The organism is Streptomyces sp. NPDC021019 (assembly GCF_044333295.1).
Classification (GTDB): Bacteria; Actinomycetota; Actinomycetes; order Streptomycetales; family Streptomycetaceae; genus Streptomyces.
Genome location: NZ_JBIRQR010000009.1, coordinates 153864 through 171207 on the forward strand (window position 1 = coordinate 153864; position 17344 = coordinate 171207).

16 protein-coding genes and 1 pseudogene are annotated in these 17344 nt (G+C 72.9%); 8 read left to right on the plus strand and 9 right to left on the minus strand.

Translation table 11 applies throughout. The features are described from left to right. The first annotated feature begins 212 nt into the window (after window positions 1-212). Both ACH4RG_RS33460 and ACH4RG_RS33465 read left to right on the plus strand, forming a co-directional pair. Window positions 213-1127, plus strand: a complete 915-nt coding sequence (locus ACH4RG_RS33460) for a diiron oxygenase (protein WP_397925052.1) — start codon at window positions 213-215, stop codon at window positions 1125-1127. A gap of 9 nt (window positions 1128-1136) precedes the next feature. Then, entirely contained in the window at window positions 1137-2813 is a 1677-nt protein-coding gene (locus ACH4RG_RS33465) for an FAD-dependent oxidoreductase (protein WP_398162445.1), read from the plus strand. Window positions 2814-2962: 149 nt separating this feature from the next. On the opposite strand, the gene ACH4RG_RS33470 is transcribed toward ACH4RG_RS33465, so the two are convergent. Then, window positions 2963-4432, minus strand: a complete 1470-nt coding sequence (locus ACH4RG_RS33470; RefSeq protein WP_397925056.1) for an MFS transporter — start codon at window positions 4430-4432, stop codon at window positions 2963-2965. Between the two features lie 222 nt (window positions 4433-4654). Between ACH4RG_RS33470 and ACH4RG_RS33475 the strand changes: the two genes are divergently transcribed. Further along, window positions 4655-5101 carry a MarR family transcriptional regulator gene (locus tag ACH4RG_RS33475; RefSeq protein ID WP_217229009.1) on the plus strand — a complete coding sequence of 149 codons (447 nt, stop codon included), beginning with the start codon at window positions 4655-4657 and terminating at the stop codon, window positions 5099-5101. Between the two features lie 28 nt (window positions 5102-5129). Here ACH4RG_RS33475 and ACH4RG_RS33480 read toward each other — a convergent pair whose 3' ends face one another. Continuing rightward, the gene (locus ACH4RG_RS33480) at window positions 5130-6530 is read right to left on the minus strand and encodes an NAD(P)/FAD-dependent oxidoreductase (RefSeq protein WP_397925058.1); all 1401 of its coding nucleotides are present in this window, start codon (window positions 6528-6530) and stop codon (window positions 5130-5132) included. 84 nt (window positions 6531-6614) lie between these two features. Between ACH4RG_RS33480 and ACH4RG_RS33485 the strand changes: the two genes are divergently transcribed. Both ACH4RG_RS33485 and ACH4RG_RS33490 read left to right on the plus strand, forming a co-directional pair. Further along, a complete protein-coding gene (locus ACH4RG_RS33485; protein WP_397925060.1) occupies window positions 6615-7580 on the plus strand; it encodes an aminoglycoside phosphotransferase family protein in 966 nt (321 codons plus the stop codon). 138 nt (window positions 7581-7718) lie between these two features. Further along, window positions 7719-8210, plus strand: a complete 492-nt coding sequence (locus tag ACH4RG_RS33490; protein ID WP_397925062.1) for a GNAT family N-acetyltransferase — start codon at window positions 7719-7721, stop codon at window positions 8208-8210. On the opposite strand, the pseudogene ACH4RG_RS33495 reads toward ACH4RG_RS33490, so the two are convergent. Together ACH4RG_RS33495 and ACH4RG_RS33500 are read right to left on the minus strand one after the other, a co-directional pair. Further along, window positions 8211-8456: pseudogene (locus ACH4RG_RS33495) on the minus strand (oxidoreductase); the annotation flags it as partial. Between the two features lie 156 nt (window positions 8457-8612). Further along, window positions 8613-9815, minus strand: coding sequence for an NAD(P)-binding protein (locus tag ACH4RG_RS33500; RefSeq protein ID WP_398540698.1), 1203 nt, complete (start codon window positions 9813-9815; stop codon window positions 8613-8615). 101 nt (window positions 9816-9916) lie between these two features. Between ACH4RG_RS33500 and ACH4RG_RS33505 the strand changes: the two genes are divergently transcribed. Beyond that, window positions 9917-10645 (plus strand): pentapeptide repeat-containing protein, encoded by a 729-nt coding sequence (locus tag ACH4RG_RS33505; RefSeq protein ID WP_398162439.1) that lies wholly within the window; start codon window positions 9917-9919, stop codon window positions 10643-10645. A gap of 24 nt (window positions 10646-10669) precedes the next feature. On the opposite strand, the gene ACH4RG_RS33510 is transcribed toward ACH4RG_RS33505, so the two are convergent. Then, entirely contained in the window at window positions 10670-11167 is a 498-nt protein-coding gene (locus tag ACH4RG_RS33510; protein ID WP_397925068.1) for a hypothetical protein, read from the minus strand. A gap of 102 nt (window positions 11168-11269) precedes the next feature. Here ACH4RG_RS33510 and ACH4RG_RS33515 point away from each other — a divergent pair, with 102 nt between their 5' ends. After that, on the plus strand, window positions 11270-12154 hold the full coding sequence (locus ACH4RG_RS33515) for a hypothetical protein (RefSeq protein WP_397925070.1): 885 nt from the start codon (window positions 11270-11272) through the stop codon (window positions 12152-12154). Between the two features lie 78 nt (window positions 12155-12232). Here the strand turns inward: ACH4RG_RS33515 and ACH4RG_RS33520 are convergent, their stop codons facing one another. The 4 genes from ACH4RG_RS33520 to ACH4RG_RS33535 form a co-directional block, all read right to left on the minus strand. Then, the gene (locus tag ACH4RG_RS33520) at window positions 12233-13291 is read right to left on the minus strand and encodes a methyltransferase (protein WP_397931266.1); all 1059 of its coding nucleotides are present in this window, start codon (window positions 13289-13291) and stop codon (window positions 12233-12235) included. Between the two features lie 56 nt (window positions 13292-13347). After that, on the minus strand, window positions 13348-14175 hold the full coding sequence (locus ACH4RG_RS33525; protein ID WP_398540699.1) for a helix-turn-helix domain-containing protein: 828 nt from the start codon (window positions 14173-14175) through the stop codon (window positions 13348-13350). Window positions 14176-14334: 159 nt separating this feature from the next. Then, on the minus strand, window positions 14335-14979 hold the full coding sequence (locus ACH4RG_RS33530; RefSeq protein ID WP_397931270.1) for a response regulator: 645 nt from the start codon (window positions 14977-14979) through the stop codon (window positions 14335-14337). Next, on the minus strand, window positions 14976-16493 hold the full coding sequence (locus tag ACH4RG_RS33535) for a sensor histidine kinase (RefSeq protein WP_398540700.1): 1518 nt from the start codon (window positions 16491-16493) through the stop codon (window positions 14976-14978). Before ACH4RG_RS33535 ends, ACH4RG_RS33530 begins: the two co-directional genes overlap by 4 nt. 273 nt (window positions 16494-16766) lie before the next feature. On the opposite strand from ACH4RG_RS33535, the gene ACH4RG_RS33540 reads away from it, so the two are divergent. Continuing rightward, entirely contained in the window at window positions 16767-17324 is a 558-nt protein-coding gene (locus tag ACH4RG_RS33540; RefSeq protein WP_397925080.1) for a heme-binding protein, read from the plus strand. Window positions 17325-17344 lie beyond the last annotated feature (20 nt).

Consider the following 17344-nt stretch of genomic DNA (forward strand, 5'->3'; position numbering starts at 1 on the left):
CTTGCGTCTAACAAGGATCCCGGGTCGGCCGGTGTCCGGTCCGGCACGGGCCGCCGCCCCGGCCCCGGTGATCCCGTACAGCACACAGCACGACCCGACCCGTGCAGCACGACCCGACCCCGTACAGCGCGAGTCGGATCCGTCGCGGCGGTCGGCCGACGTACGCATCACCACGATCGAGGATCACCGCACTCGACCCAAGGAGCCGCAGCATGGCCGGCAGCACCGTTCCGTCGAAGGTCCAGGAGAGCCCCGAGGGCGACGACGTCGCGCGGCGGCTGCTCGACTCGGCCGCGCAGCTGGCGTACGACCCGGCCACCGAGGTGGACTGGGAGACACCGCTGGACAAGGAGTTCCACGGCGCGAGCCCGGAGTGGTGCAGTCTCTACGGGACCGCGTACTGGGGCGAGTTGACCGAGGAGCAGCGCAAGGAGCTCACCCGGCAGGAGGCGGCCTCGGTCGCCAGCACCGGGATCTGGTTCGAGATGATCCTCCAGCAGATGGTGCTGCGCGACATCTACATGAAGAACCCGGCGGGCGCGGAGTTCCAGTGGGCGCTCACCGAGATAGCCGAGGAGTGCCGCCACTCGATCATGTTCGCGCGCGGTGCGCAGAAGCTCGGGGCGCCCCACTACCGGCCCCGCCGTGCGGTGATGGAGCTGGGCAGGGCCTTCAAGACGCTGGCGTTCGGCGAGGCGGCGTACGCGGCGATCCTGGTCGCCGAGGAAGTGCTCGACGTGATGCAGCGGGACTGGATGCGCGACGAGCGGGTGGTGCCGTTCGTCCGCACCATCAACAACATCCATGTGGTGGAGGAGTCCCGGCACATGAAGTTCGCCCGGGACGAGACGCTCAAGCGGCTGGCGGGCGCCGGGTGGGCGCGGCGGCAGCTCAACGCGTTCGTCGTCGCCGTCGCCTCGTACTTCATCGTGACCAGCATGGTGAACCCGGAGGTCTACCGGAGGGCCGGGCTGGACAAGCAGCGTGCGCTGGCCGCCGCCCGGCGCAACGAGCACCACAAGTCCATGATGCGGTCCAGCTGTTCGGGGCTGATGGACTTCCTGGCCTCCGCCCGCCTCCTCACCAAGCCCGCCCTCGCGTTCTACAAGCGCGCGAACCTGATCTGAGCCGGGGCCATGACCTACGCCATCACCCAGACCTGCTGCAACGACGCCACCTGCGTGGCCGTCTGCCCGGTCAACTGCATCCACCCGACGCCGGAGGAACGCGCCTTCGGCAGTACGGAGATGCTCCACATCGACCCCCGGGCGTGCATCGACTGCGGGGCCTGCGCGGACGCCTGCCCGGTGGACGCGATCTTCCCGGTGGACTCGCTGTCCGCCGCGCAGCGGGAGTACGCCGACATCAACGCCGCCTACTACGAGGGCGGGGAGCCGGACCCCGACACGACGGACGGGCCGAACTTCCACGTCTGGGGGGAGCCGGTCTTCGGGCGCAGCCTGCCGTCCGACTTCGGGCCGCTGCGGGTGGCCGTCGTCGGCACCGGGCCCGCCGGGATGTACGCGGCGCAGGACCTGCTGCTGCACACCGCCGCCGAGGTGACCCTGATCGACCGGCTGCCGGTGGCCGGCGGGCTCGTCCGGTACGGGGTGGCCCCCGACCACCCCGCAACGAAGAAGGTCGGCGACACCTTCTCCCGCTTCCACTCGCACCCCCGGGTCCGGATGCACCTGGGCATCGAGGTGGGCCGGGACGTCACCGCCGAGGAGCTGGCCGCCCACCACGACGCGGTGATCTACGCGGTCGGCGCCTCCACGGACCGGCGGCTCGGGATCTCCGGCGAGGACGGTCCCGGGTGTCTGTCGGCGACCTCGTTCGTCGCCTGGTACAACGCCCACCCGGAGGCCGTCGCGCAGGGCGTCGACCTGTCCGCCGAGCGGGTCGTCGTGGTGGGCAACGGCAACGTGGCGCTCGACGTCGCCCGGGTCCTGGTCGCCGACCCGGAGGCGCTCGCGGGCACCGACATCGCCGCCCACGCGCTGGAGGCGCTGCGGGCGAGCCGGGTCCGCGAGGTGGTGGTGCTGGGGCGGCGGGGGCCCGGGGACGCCGCGTACACCCGCTCCGAACTGCTCGCGCTGAAGCATCTGCCGGGCGTGGAGCTGGTGGTGGACGACCACGATCCGCGCACGGGGGAGGCGATCGACGCGGCCGGGGCGGGCGACCGGGCCGGGCTGCTCCGGGGCCTCGCCCGGGTGCGTACGGGCGCCGCGTCCCCCGGGCCCGGTCGAGGGGCGGACCGGCGCATCGTGCTCCGCTTCCACTCCGAGCCGGTGGAGATCCTGGTCGACGGGGACATGCGCACCGTACGGGTCACCGACGGCGACGGCGACGGCGAGGGCGCGGTGGATCTGGCCGCCGGGATGTTGCTGCGGGCCATCGGTTACCGGGGGCTGCCGGTCCCCGGGCTGCCGTTCGACGAGGCCTCGGGCACCGTCCCGCACGAGGGCGGACGGATTGCCGGGCTGCCCGGCGGCTATGTGGTCGGCTGGATCAAGCGGGGGCCATCCGGCGGGATCGGCGCGAACCGCACCTGCGCGGCCGAGACCGTCGGCACGCTCCTGGCCGACGCGGTCGCCGGGACCCTGCCCGCCCCGACGGGTGACGCCAAGGCGTTCCGGCGACTGGCCCGGCGGCGCAACCGTCGGGTCGTGGACGCCCGGGGCCTGGCCGCGATCGACCGTGCCGAACGGGACCGGGGCAGGCGCGACGGGCGGCCCCGGGTGAAGCTCGCCACTGTCGAGGAGCTGGTCGCGACGGCGAGAGCCGGGCGGCTGCTGAGACTGACGCGTTGACGCGTTGACGCGTTGACGCGTTGACGCGCTGAGGCGCTGAGGCGCTGACGCGGCCTCGTGACCGCTGGGCCGGGTGGTCGGACCAAGTCCTGCCCGTGGACCGGCGGTTCAGCCGTCGGGCCACGGGCCGTGCTCCGTACAGGCGACGGTCAGGCCTTGGACTCCGAGGCCTCCGGAACCCCCGCGGGACCGCTCGCCGCGGCCGGCCGCAGCGGCGCGGTCGCCGGCCGTACGGGGATGAGAGCGGCGACGACCGCCGCCGCGAGGCCCACGCCGCAGCCGATGAGCATCGCGACGCGGAAGCCGTTCTGGGAGGCCAGCGGGAAGCCGCCGAAGTCCGTGGTCATCCGGGCCAGGACGACGCCGATCACCGCCGCCGCGAAGGACGTGCCGATCGAGCGCATGAGGGCGTTGAAGCTGTTCGCCGACGCGGTCTCGGACTGGGGCACCGCACTCATGATGAGCGCGGGCATCGCCCCGTACGCGAAACCGACGCCCGAGTTGCAGACGAGGGTGACGACCAGCAGGCTCCACGGGGAGTCCGCGCCGATCAGCGGGACGGACAGGCCGTAGCCGGCGGCGATGAGGAGGCTGCCGACGGCCAGGGTGACCTTCGGGCCCTTGGCGGCGGACAGCTTCGCGCCGACCGGGGACATCGCCATCATCATCAGGCCCGCCGGGGCCATCCAGAGGCCCATCGCCAGCATCGACTGGCCCAGGCCGTAGCCGGTGGCCTCGGGCAGCTGAAGCAGTTGCGGCACGACGAGGGACTGCGCGTACATCGCGAAGCCGACCAGGATCGAGGCCGTGTTCGTCATCAGGACCTGGGGGCGGGCGGTGACGCGCAGGTCGACCAGCGGTTCGCTGAGGCGCAGTTCCCACCAGCCCCAGGCGGGCAGCAGCACCAGCACGGCGGCGAAGAGGGCGAGCGTGGTGGCGCTGCCCCAACCCCAGTCGGCGCCCTTGGAGACGGCGAGCAGCAGGCAGATCAGGGCGGTGCCGAGGCCGACGGCCCCGAGCACGTCGAAGCCGGTGGACCCGGTGGCCGGGCGGTCCCCGGGGACCAGGGCCAGGATCAGCGCGCCGACCGCGAGGGCCAGCACGGCGACCACCCAGAACAGCACCCGCCAGCTGGTGTTCTCCGCGATGGCGGCGGCGAACGGCAGGCCCAGCGCGCCGCCCACGCCCATCGAGGCGCTCATGATCGCGATGGACGGGCCGAGCTTCTCGGCCGGCACCACGTCGCGCAGCAGGCTGATGCCGAGCGGGACCACTCCCATGCCCAGGCCCTGGAGCCCGCGCCCGGCGATCATCGGGACCACCGACGAGGACAGGGCGCAGACCACCGAGCCGAGGATCAGCGGGACGAGCGAGACGAGCAGCATGCGCCGCTTGCCGTACATGTCGCCGAGCCGGCCGGCGACGGGCGTGGCCACGGCGGCGGCCAGCAGGGTGGCGGTGATCACCCAGGAGGCGTTCGACGCGGAGGTGTCGAACATCTTCGGCAGCTCCGCGATCAGCGGCACCACCAGGGTCTGGGTGAGTGCCGCCACGATTCCGGCGAAGGCCAGGATGCCGACCACGCCTCCCGGGCGGGCTGCGGGGGGTGAACTCTCCACGGGTACTGCTCCCTCTTGCCCTTCCGGGCCGGTCGGTCGTGCGGGCCGTTCGCTCTCGCGTACGCGCTCTCACGTATTCAGGACGCGCTCTCGGGTCGCGCTCCCGGCGTTCGACTATGCAAGATACACGGATTGTGCATCATGCATAGTACGTGCATCATGCATAACGTGTGCCTCATGCACATTTATCGTGAGAGACCTGTTCGACGAAGGAAGCACCGCGTGGACAAGCCCATCGACCGGATCGAACGCGAGACGATGCTGCTCGGCCGGTACATGCACATGGTCACCCCGCGCGTGGACTGGCAGCTCGACCGGTCCGCCTACATCCTGCTCAGCCGGATCCAGGTGGAGGGCCCCATGTCCATCGGCCAGCTGGGCGACGCCTTCCGTCTGGACGCCTCCACGCTCAACCGGCAGACCGCCGCGATGCTGCGGGCCGGGGTCGTCGAGCGCATCCCGGACCCCGACGGCGGCATCGCCCGCAAGTTCGCCATCACCGAGGAGGGCGAACGCCGCCTCGACTACGACCGGAGCCGGAATCTGGCGGGCCTCGCGAAGGTCCTCACGGACTGGACCCCCGAGGAGGCGCAGCAGCTCGCCGACTCCCTCAGCCGCCTGAACCTCTCCATCGAACGTCTCGACGGACGGCCCTGGCCGCGCGACTGAGCGAGCCCGGGCCTGCGAGCCCGGCGGCTCAGTGGCGACCCGCGATGCGGTCCGCCACCTTGGCGACCGGGTCCGTGCCGGGGCGCGGCGAGGTGCTCTCGCGGCGGTCGGCCGCGCGGTACGCCGCGTACATGCCGTGGACGCCGAGCCAGCGGAAGGGCTCCGGCTCCCAGCGGCGGACCTTGTGGTTCACCCACGGCAGGGTGGTCAGCTCCGTCGGGCCCGCCTGCCCGGAGTCCTGCTGGATCAGGTCGCGCAGGGTGCGGGCGGCGAGGTTGGCGGTGGCGACGCCGGAGCCGACGTAACCGCCCGCCCAGCCCAGGCCCGTCGAGCGGTCCAGGGTGACCGTGGCGCACCAGTCGCGCGGGACGCCGAGGACGCCGGACCAGGCGTGGTCGATGTGGACGCCCGCCGTGGTGGGGAAGAGCCGGACCATCAGCTCGCGCAGGGCCGCGACCGTCTCGGGCCGGGTGCGGCCGTCGTTGTCGGTGGCCGAGCCGAAGCGGTACGGGTAGCCCCGGCCGCCGAGCGCGATGCGGTCGTCGGCGGTGCGCTGGGCGTAGAAGTAGGCGTGGGCCAGGTCACCGAGGGTCTCGCGGCCCGCCCACCCGATCGTGTCCCAGATCCGGGCGGGCAGCGGCTCGGTGACGATCATGGAGGAGTTCATCGGGAGCCAGGTGCGCTTCTGCCCCTTGAGGCTCGCGGTGAAGCCCTCGGTGCAGCGCAGGACGTACGGGGCGCGGACCGTGCCGTACGGCGTCACGGCGTGCTTGGGCTTGATCTCGGTGACCGGCGTCGACTCGTGGATGGTCACGCCGAGCGCCTCCACCACGTCCGCGAGGCCCTTGACCAGCTTGGCCGGGTGCAGCCGGGCGCCGTGCGGGGTCCAGGACGAGCCGACGGCCCCCGTCACATGGACGCGCTCGGCGGTCTCGCGGGCGCCGCGCAGGACCCGGTCGCTCTCCCCGAAGGCGATCTCGACGCTGTGGAAGTCCTTGAGCCGGGCGAGCTGGGAGGGGGTGTGGGCCACTTCCAGGACGCCGCCCTGATGGATGTCGGCGTCGATCTTCTCCTCGGCGGCGGTCCTGACGACCTCGCCGACGGTGTCGTTCATCGCCTTCTGGAGCCGTACGGCGGCGTCGTGGCCGTGCAGCTTGGCGTACCGGTCACGGCCGGCGATGCCGTTGTACAGCCAGCCGCCGTTACGGCCGGAGGCCCCGTAACCGCAGAACTTGGCTTCCAGGACGGTGATGTTGAGGAAGGGGACGGCCTTCTTCAGGTAGTACGCCGTCCAGAGCCCGGTGTAGCCGCCTCCGACGATGCAGACGTCGACGCCCGTGTCGCCGGGGAGGGGTTCGCGCGGGGCGGGGGTGCCCTCCCGCGCGTACCAGAACGATATGCCGCCGACGACGGTACTGACGGTGCTCATGATGCCCCTGGTGTCCCTGCCCGGTCCGGTGAGATGCCGAGCGTACGTGTGGCGGGACGTTACTGCGCGTGGGGGCGTTCCGTCATGGTCCGGTCGACGCCGGTCCCCAGGATCGGTGTCCCTAGGATCGGTCAGGTGCTCGACATTCCTGACGAACTGATCGCCACGCAGTCCCGGTACAACGGAGCGGCGGGCCTGGCCTTCGTCGCCGCCCTGCCGGGACTCGCCGAGCGGTGCCTGGAGCGGTGGGGGCTGCGGCCGGACGGCCCGTCGATGTACGGGGTGTGCGCGCTGGTCCTGCCGGTGGTGCGGGAGGCGGACGGGCGGCCCGCGGCCCTGAAACTCCAGTCGGTGGACGAGGAGACGGCGGGCGAACCGGTCGCGCTGCGGGCGTGGACCGACGCGGGGGCCGGGGCGGTGGAGCTGCTCGGCCATGATCCGGAGTCCGGTGCGATGCTGCTGGAACGGCTCGACGAGCGGCGGCCGTTGTCCGGCGAGGCCGACGTGCGGAAGGCGGTGACGGTTCTCGGCGCGGTGTTGGCCCGGCTGGTGGCGGTGCCCGCGCCGGAGGGGCTGCGCACGTTGGGCGGGGCGGTGGAGCGGATGCTCGCGGCGGTCCCGGAGCGGGTGGGCCTGCTGGCCGACGCCGAGGACCGGCGGCTGATCGCGGACTGCGCGGCGGCGGTGCGGGAGGTCGCGGGGGAGCCGGGGGACCGGCTGCTCCACTGGGACCTGCACTACGACAACATCCTGGCCGGGCGCGCGGACGCGGGGCGGGCCGGGGAGTGGGTGGCGCTCGATCCGAAGCCGCTCGCGGGCGACCCGGGATTCGAGCTGTTCCCGGCGTTGGACAACCTCTTCGACGCCGACGAGGTGATGTGGCGGTTCGACGCGTTGACGGAGGCGCTGGGCCTGGAGCGGGACCGCGAGCGGGCGCGGGCCTGGACGCTGGGGCGGGTGCTCCAGAACGGGCTGTGGGCCGCGGAGAACGGGGAGGGCCGGATCGCCCCCGACCACGCGGAGATCGCGCGGCGACTGCTGGGGCGGTGAGGGGCCCTCCTCCCGCGCGCCGGTCGGGGCCGGGGGGCAGGGGGGACTCAAGGCGGAGTCGAGTCCGCGGCGCCTGGCCGGAAGTCGCGAAATGCAGAGCAGGTGTGGCCGGGACCCCGGGTTGCTTACGCTGCGCCCATGATTCGTACCGCCACACCTGAAGACGTCCCCGCCCTGCACTCCCTGGTGCGGGATCTCGCCGCGTACGAGAAGTCCCTCGACGAGGTCGTCGTCACCGAGGACCAACTGCACGAGGCGCTGTTCGGCGACCGGCCCGCCGCCTACGCGCACATGGCGACGGCCGACGACGACAGCGGCGAGGTGATCGGCTTCGCCCTCTGGTTCCTGAACTTCTCCACCTGGCGCGGAGTGCACGGCATCTACCTGGAGGACCTGTACGTCCGCCCCGACCGGCGCGGCGGCGGCCACGGCAGGGCGCTGCTGACGGAGCTGGCACGGATCTGCGTGGAGCGCGGCTACCAGCGGCTGGAGTGGTCCGTGCTCAACTGGAACACCCCGTCCATCGCGTTCTACGAGTCGCTGGGCGCGCGCCCGCAGGACGAGTGGACGGTGTACCGGCTGACGGACGGGGCGCTGACCCGTCTGGGGGCCGACGGGCGCAGGGGCTGACTACGGCTCCAGGACCACCTTGCCCATCGTGCCCCGCGTCTCCAGCGCGCAAAGACCGCCGCCGTTATCGATCACCCCCGGCCCGAGGACGGGACCCGGACGTGTGCCGCGTTCGGCCAGTTCGTCGTCGGAGAAGGTGAGCGGCCCCCCGTCGAGGAGGCCCATGCCCGACCAGCCGTAGACCACGTGCTGCCCGCCGGGGCCGGGCAGGTCCACGGCGGCGCGGGCGGTGGTCCCGCCGACGGTTCTCGGCGGGGCCGAAGGCGTGAAGGCGTACGGCGTGCATGAAGGGCTCCCTGGGGTGGCGCCGCGGGCCGTGCCCGCCGCGGGCTGTGCCACCACCCTCGAACGCCAAGTCACCTTGAGGTCAATCCGTCACCCCCGTCAACCCCGCCAACCCCGTCAACCCCGTCCCGGATCCCCGTCCCGGATCCCCGCCCGGGAGCGCGGCCCGGCGGCCTTCACGGCGAGCAGGGCGGCTTCGATGCCGCTGGTGAAGGACACCTCGCTGAGGAGTCCCGGGGCGGCGACCTGGTCGCCCGCCAGGAAGATCCCGTCGCCCCGGACGACGGAGGGCCGGTCCCGCCACGTGGAGCCCGGGCGGTCGACGGCCCCGGTGCGGCCGTCGGCGAGGGCCTCGACGCGCCAGGTGGTGCGCTCCCGCCAGCCGGGGAAGCCGAGGTCGAGGAGTTCCTCGGCCCGTGCGGTCCCTTCCGCCCTGCGGGCGTCGGGGCCGATCGGGAACTGGCCCTGGAGCAGCTGTTCGCCGGCCGGGGCGAGGCCGGGATCCTGGGCGGTGAACCGCTCCAGCCAGCCGGGCGCGTCCAGGTCCGACACGACGAACGCGTCGCCGCGCCGGGTACGCACCGCCAGGTCCAGCAGGACGGTGCGGCCGCTGTCCCAGGTCAGGGACGCGTCGTCGAGGAGGACACGGGCGGAGTCGAGGGAGGTGGCGACGACGACCGGTCCGGTACGGGCCAGCTCGCCGAGGGTCCGGGCGTCGACGCGGGCGGCGGTCTCGATGCCGACCCCGAGGCCCCGGGCGTGGCCGGCCAGCCGCTCGACGAGCGGAGCCCAGCCGCCGACCGGGTAGTGGGCCTCGGGCGGGAACGAGGCCAGGCGGTGCAGGCGCTCCTGGACGAACCGGGCGGAGAGCGACCCGGGGTCGTGGTGGAACAGCGCGGTGGCGGCGAAGTTCGCGGCGGCGCGGGCGCCCTCCTCGCCGACCTGTCCGGTGGCCCACTCCAGGAAGGCGTCGTCCACCGGGGCGGTGCGGGGGGCCCGGCGGGCGAGCCGCAGCAGGGCCACGGGCGGGGTCCGGCGGGCCGCTCCCGCGCGGCGGAAACGGAAGCGGAGGCCTTCGAGGGGCGGTACGGAGACGACGGCGCCGAGAAGACCGCGCCGGGTCAGCCAGGCCCAGTGAGGCCCGCGCCGGTACAGGGCGTGCGGGCCTTCGTTGGCGCGGTACGGCCCGTCCGCGGTCCTGGCCCGCCCGCCGAGGGCCCGGTGGCCCTCGTGCAGGGTGACGCGCGCACCGGACTCGGCCGCGGTGATGGCGGCGGTGAGGCCGGCGAGGCCGCCGCCGATGACGTGGATGTGTTCCATGGCTGGATCTCCTTCGCGTCTTTGATGATGCGACGGATCGGGGGCGGCGGCTCGTGACACGGTCGCCGGGGGTTGTCAGTGGGGTGCGTCACGATGGGGGCATGGCAGCGAGCGAGGGCAGGACGACCAGAGCGACCGGGGCGACCAGGGGGGTCAGGGCGGTCAAGGGCAAGAAGGACACCGTCGCGGCGGCGCGGCGTCCGGAGGTGCGGCTGCCGCCGCTCGTTCCCTACGACGGCGCGGGCCTGGAGCCGGACGGGGACTACGACGGCGTGCGGTTCGACGGGGTGGACCTGACGGACGCGTCGGGCCGCGGGGCCCGGTTCATGGACTGTGCCCTGGACGGCTGCGCACTGGACCGCGCGGAGCTGGCGCGGTCCCGCTTCATCGACGCGGTGCTGACGGGCGTACGGGGTGTGGGCACCGATCTCGCGGAGGCGTCGCTGCGGGACGTGGAGGTGGTGGACGCTCGCCTGGGCGGGGTGCAGCTGCATGGTGCGGTGCTGGAGCGGGTGGTGGTGCGCGGCGGCAAGATCGACTACCTGAATCTTCGCAAGGCCCGGCTCAAGGACGTCGTCTTCGAGGGCTGCGTGCTCTCCGAGCCGGACTTCGGGGAAGCGCACCTGGTCCGCGTCGAGTTCCGGGACTGCGTGCTCAAGCGTGCGGACTTCAGCGGGGCCCGGATGGAGTCGGTGGATTTGCGCGCGGTGGCCGAGCTGGACATCGCACGGGGCGTGGACCGGCTGGCGGGCGCGGTGATCAGCCCGTTGCAGCTGATGGAGCTGGCTCCGGCGTTCGCGGCGCAGATCGGGGTGCGGGTGGAGGCGTAAGGCCCTCGGGCGGCGGCGCGGGCCTCACATGCGGGGGAAGCGGGCCTGGAGGTCCCAGACCACGGGGTTGTCGGCGAGGCCCTCGTGCAGGTCGGCCAGGTCGGCGATCAGGTCGTGCAGGAAGTCACGGGCCTCGCGGCGCAGGAGGGAGTGGCTGAAGGTGAGCGGGGGCTCGTCGCCGGGCATCCAGTCCGCCTCGACGTCGACCCAGCCGAAGCGCCGCTCGAACATCATCCGGTCCGACGACTCGGTGAAGTCCAGCTCCGCGTACTGCTGCCGGTGCGAGCGGTTGCCGCGCGGATCCTGGTCGATCTGCTCGACGATGTCGCACAGCGCCCACGCGAAGTCCAGCACCGGAACCCATCCCCAGGCTGTGGACACCTCGCGGTCGGCCTTGGTGTCCGCGAGGTAGACGTCGCCGGAGAACAGATCGTGCCGCAGCGCGCGGACGTCCGCGCGGCGGTAGTCGGTCTGCGGGGGGTCGGGAAAGCGGCGGGAGAGGGAGTAGCCGATGTCGAGCACGGATCGATGGTGTCATGCCCGTCCGGGGTGGACCGACACGATCGGGTGAAGCGGATCAGATATGCCGGACGCATATGCCGATCGCTTTCTAGTCTCCGGCATATGGTCAGTTCGCCTCATGAGGCTCATCATCGGATCTTCCAGGAGAATCCGGGTTTGTTCGCGAGTGCCTTCCGTACCTTGGGCATCCCCTTTCCGGAACCTGTCGCGGTGTCGCTCATGGACACCGATCTCACGGAGCTCAGACCGCTCGAACGGCACGTGGACACGCTGCTGCGCATTGATGTGGCCGACGGGGGCTCCCTGTTGCTGGCGATCGAGGCCCAGGGCAAGAAGGACCCGGACAAGCGCAGTAGCTGGGCGTACTACCTCGCCCACCTCTACGCGAAGTTCCGCTACCCGTGCGTGCTCCTGGTCGTCTGCCGGGACAAGGGGACGGCGGAGTGGGCAGCCGAGCCGATCCTTATCGGCCTGGACAAGCACCCCAGCCTGGTCGCTCATCCCCTGGTTCTCGGGCCGCACAACGTTCCCGTGGTCACGGACGCCGTCAGGGCGGCCGACGACATCCCGATGGCCGTCTTCTCGGCGATCACGCATAGTAACGATCACGACATCGCTGCCATACTGGAAGCTCTTGCCGAGGCGCTCCGGGCCACGGACGCCGATGCCGCGGCGGTCTTCGCCGAATTCACCGAGGCGGGTCTGGGAGCCACCCCGGCCCGTGAGATCTGGAGGAACCTGATGGGCACTGGTCTCAGTCACTTCCGCGGCTTCGTCGCCGAGAGCTTCCGCGACGAAGGCCGCGTGGAAGGCCGCGTCGAAGGCAGGGCCGAGGACATTCTGCGGATTCTCGCGGTGCGCGGTGTCACGGTGCCGGAGGAAGCACGGCAGCGGATCACCGGCTGCAAGGACCTCGCGGTGCTCGATGTGTGGTTCGAGCGCGCCGTCACGGCGACGACCGCCGACGCGGTGCTCGCGGAGATCTGATCGCCGGGTTCGTCCCGGAGATGCCCTCTCCGCGCACACGTCGACAACGTCCGGTGTCCGGGGGCTGTTCGGTGCAGGTCAGTCGGCCACGGCCTCGATGACGGCGAACGGCGCGGCCTCCGCGAGCGGGGTGACCGACGTGAGGGTCAGACCCGCGCGGCGGCACACCTCCGTGAAGTCGTCGCGGGTGCGTTCCCGGCCGCCCACATTCACCAGCATGTTGAGGTCGCTGAGGTAGGTGACCCCGCCGTCGTTGACGTCGGCCCGGACGTCGACCGCATCGGGAAGCACGGGCTCCACGATCAGGACGAGGCCGCCGGGCGGCAGCACCTGACGGCAGTGGCTCAGGATCGTGACCGCCTGGTCGTCCGTCCAGTCGTGCAGGACGCTCTTCAGCAGGTAGAGATCCGAGCCTTTGGGTACCGAGTGGAAGAAGTCTCCGGCGATCAGGGAGCACCGGTCCTCCAGTCCGTGCCGCGCCATCGTGTCCGGTGTTCCGGCCAGGCCCTCCGCCGTGTCGAGGACGACACCGGTGAGGCCGGGGTGGGCGGCCAGCACACCGGCCAGGAGGGTCCCGTCGCCCCCGCCGACGTCCGTGACCGAGGCGAACCGGCCGAAGTCGAAGGCGCCCGGCAGGGCGGCGGCGGTCTCCGAGGAGGCTTGACCCATCGCCGCGTTGAACTCGGCGGACAGCTCGGGGTGCTGGGCGAGGTGGCTGAAGAAGTCGGTGCCGAACACGCCGTCGAACGCGACCTCGCCGGTGCGGACGCTGTCGTCCAGGTGCTCCCAGGCACGGACGATCGTCGGCTCGGTGAACATCCTGACGAACGAGGCGAGCGAGTCGGGGCGGCCGGGGTGCAGCAGCGCCCCCGCGGGGGTCACCGAGAAGGTTCCCGGGGCGGGCTCCCGCAGCAGGCCGAGCCCGGTCAGGGCGCGCAGCAGCCGCTCCATGGGCCGGGGTTCGGCTCCGGCGTCTGCGGCCACCTCGACGGCCCGGCGTGGCGCGTCGCCCAGCAGTTCCACCACCCTCAGCCGGGCCGCCGCGCGCAGGGCCTGCGCCGCCATGCTCCCGAACGCGAGTCGGACGACCAGATCGCGGTCGGCCGTCTCCGCTGCCGTGACATCGGTGTTCGTCATGGGTGTTTCCTCTCGACTGTGTGCGGTGAGCAGTGTGGTGGGCTTGGGCGCGACGGTCAGCCGGCGGACGTGGACCTGCCGGCCAGGGCACGCGGCGTGCACCCGGCCAGGGCCGTGACGTCGCGGTGAAGGTGGGACTGGTCGGCGTATCCGCACGCGACGGCCACGGCGTCGGCGCTTTCCCCCGCGCAGAGGGCCCGGGCGGCGTGGTCGAAGCGGACCAGCATGGCGGCGCGTTTGGGGGTGAGCCCGATCTGGTCGGTGAACCGGGACCACAGCCGCTTGCGGCTCCATCCGAAGGACGCGGCGAGGCCGGCGACCCGTACCCGGCCCCGGCGGGCCACGATGGTGTCCCAGGCGGCGGCGACCTCGGGTGACACCGGCGGTGTGCCGGCAGCACGCCTCGCGAGGAACGCGTCCGTCAGCGCCAGGCGTTCCTGCCACGTCGTGGCGTCGGTCAACTGCTCGCGGAGGTAGCGGGCGTGCCGCCCCCACAGGTCTTCCAGACCGCTGACCGACCCGTCCAGCTCGCGCGGCGAGACGCCCAGTACCGCATGGGCGGCCAGGGGCGGCAGACAGACCTCGACGCACTCGACGTGCTCGCCCCGGACCCGGGCCGGGCCGGGCGACAGCGAGGCGACGAAGCTCCTCAGCGGCCGACGCGCCGCGGCACTCTCCACCGTGAGGGAGGCGTCCCCGACCCCGATGACGACGACCACGACGGGCTGGGGGAGCACCTGCATGTCCAGCCCGATGGAGGCACGGTCACGGAAACCGGCCAGCCGGACCCCGTCGAGCGCCGTGCTGCCGAGGAAGGGGGCGACCTCCCAGCCCTGCTCGGAACCGTGCTCCCGAGGCGCGGGACCCACGTGGTTTCTGTGCATGCCCCTACCGTTGCCGACTCCGGCGCGCTTGTCTTGGACGAAAGTTCCTGAGCCACCCGGTCCCGCTGTGCCGCGCTACCGTCCAGCGGATCAGGCGGATCAGGCGGATCAGGCGGATCGGGCGGATCACGCGGGCTTCGTGCCTCTTCGCGCCGCGGCTCACGGCAGCAGGCGCTGCTCCTTCGCCACCGACACCGCGCCCGCACGCGTGTCGACGCCGAGCTTGTCGTAGATCCGGCCCAGATGGGTCTTGACCGTGGCCTCGCTGATGAACAGGGCGCGGGCGATGTCGCGGTTGCCGAGGCCCTGGGAGAGCTGGGCCAGGATGTCGCGTTCACGGTCGGTCAGGCCCGGGCGGGGGCTGCGCATCCGGGCCATGACCCGGCTGGCGACGGGGGCCGAGAGCGTGGTGCGGCCCTGGGCGGCGGACCGGATCGCGGCGAACAGCTCCTCGGGGCGCTCCGCCTTCAGCAGATAGCCGGTCGCCCCCGCCTCGATGGCCCGGGTGATGTCGGCGTCCGTGTCGTACGTGGTCAGCACGAGGACGTGGACCGTGCCGTCGGCCGAGATGCGGCGGGTCGCCTCGACGCCGTCGATGCCCTCGCCGAGCTGGAGGTCCATGAGGACGACGTCCGGGGTGAGCCGGGCAGCGAGCACCACGGCCTCCTCGCCGCTGCCGGCCTCGCCGACGACCTCGATGTCCGGTTCGCTCCCCAGGAGGGCGAGCAGTCCGGCGCGGACGACCACGTGGTCGTCGCAGAGCAGGATGCGTACGGGGGGTGTCTGCGGGCCTTGGCCGGTCATGCGGGGTCCTCCGGGGCGGTGAGGGGGACGGGCGCGAGCGGGATCGCGGCCGAGAGGACCGTGCCCTCGCCCGGGGCCGACTCGATGGTGAGCGTTCCGCCGAGCTGGTGCACGCGGGCCCGGATGGCGGGGAGCCCGTGGCCGCGCACGGTGGCGGGGTCGCGGACGGGCCCGGGCCCCACGGTGAAGCCGCGGCCGTTGTCGCCGATGTCGAGGACCACCCGGTCGTCGAGGTGGGTCAGCGTCAGCCCGGCGGCGGTGGCCCCGGAGTGCTCCCGCACATTGGCCAGGGCCCCTTGGGCGATGCGGAGCAGGGCCGACTGCACCCGGTCCGGCAGCGGGGCGCCCGGGGCGCCCTCCACATGGCAGTGGACGGTGATCGCGCCCTCCGCCTGGGCGCTCTCGCGCGCCGCCAGCGTGTGCAGGGCCGCCTCCAGGCCGCCGCCCTGCGCCAGGTCGGCCGGGGCCAGGTCGTGGACGAAGCGGCGGGCCTCGATGAGGTTGCGTTCCGCGATGCCGGTGGCCGTGCGGACGTGGCGGCGGGCCGCGTCCGGGTCGGCGCTCCAGGTGCGGTCGGCCGCCTGGAGCAGCATCTGCTGACTGGACAGGCCCTGCGCCAGGGTGTCGTGGATCTCCATGGAGAGCCGCTGGCGCTCGGCGAGGGTCCCCTCGCGCCGCTCGGTGGCGGCCAGTTCGCGCCGGGTGCGCAGCAGGTCGTCGATCAGCTCGCGCTGGCGTCCGGCCAGTTCCCGCTGACGTACCGCCTGGCGCTGCATATGGACGAAGACGGCGGTCGCCACGGCGGCGACCGCGGGCGGGGCGAGGACCAGATTCGGGTCGAACCCCTCGGCCAGCCGCAGTTGCGCGGCCACGACGAACGCGGTGAGCAGAGCGACCAGGGCGAGGGCCGCGCGCGGCGGCAGGATGCGCAACCCGGTGTAGAACAACGGCACCGCGCACCACGCGAAGCTCGGCGCGAGGACGACCAACACCATCCAGACGAGGACGAGCACGCCGAGCCAGGCGAGCCGCCGCGGCGTGGGGCGCGAACCCAGGACGGGTCCCAGGAGGTACAGCACCGCCAGGGTGACCGACAGGGCGATGATCCACGGGGTACGGGCCTCCCCGGGGTGCCGCATCAGGAACCGGGTCAGCGAGGCGCCGAGCAGCAGGAAGAACGCGGCGTGCATGAGCAGCGCGAGCCAGCGGGCGTCGGGGTCGGCCCCGGGCCCCGGACCGGGGCCGGGGCTCGTGCCCGAGCCGGAGCCCGAGCCGGAGCCCGAGCCGGAGCCCGGTCCGGAGCCCGGCACGGGGGCAGCGCCGGAATCCCAGCCGGAATCCGAGCCAGAGGCAGCGCCCAAGCCCTGGCCCCGCCTCCGGCCCTGGCCCCGCCCCCGCCCCCGCTCCCGGCCCGGGCCGGGAGCGGAGCCGGAGCCGGAGCCGGAGCCGACGTCGGCGTCGGCGTCGGCGGATCCGGCCCCCACCGGGGCCTGCGGATCGCTCCGGTGCTTCACCTCGTACCTCGTGTTCCGTCTCGCCCGAACCCGCCCGCTGAGACCCTGCTGACCTGCGCGGATCTTCCATGGTGACCCGATCCGCCCACCCCCGCATCAACCGATCGGCCGACGGGGGCGTCGGCCGACCCGCGCGCCGCATCCAGCCGGTACGTCGACCGTACGGGGCCGGATCCGCCGCGAGGATCGATACCAGAGCGAAACGCCCGGACCACTTCCGGGCAGCCCCGCACACCGAACCACCGGGCCGCCCCGGACCACCAAGGAGCCACCATGAAGAAGCTGTCGCCGCGCACCCGTGTCGTCACCGGCGCCGTCGTCGTCGCCGCCCTCGGGGCCGGCACGTTCGGCGCGATGTCCGCGAGCGCCTCCTCCCCGGCCGCCGCCCCCACCGCCGCGGTCAAGGCCGACACGAGCAACCGGAACCTCCAGCAGACGACGCACCTGACCGTGGCCGCCGCCACCAAGGCCGCGCAGGCCACGCTGGACGCGGCGAAGAAGGAGAACCAGCGCATCTCCGTCGCGGTCGTCGACCGCAACGGCAACACCATCGTCTCCCTGCGCGGCGACGGCGCGGGCCCGCAGTCCCCCGAGTCCGCGGTGAAGAAGGCGTACACCGCCGTCTCCTGGAACGCCCCCACCTCCGACTTGGTCAAGCGTCTGGAGCAGGCACCGAACCTGAAGGACATCCCTGGCACCCTGTTCCTCGGGGGCGGTGCCCCGGTGCAGGTCAAGGGTGCCCCGGTGGCCGGCATCGGCGTGGCCGGCGCGCCCAGCGGCGACCTCGACGAGAAGTTCGCCCAGGCGGGCGTCGCGGCCCTCGCCCGGTAGTCACGACCCGCACAGGCACA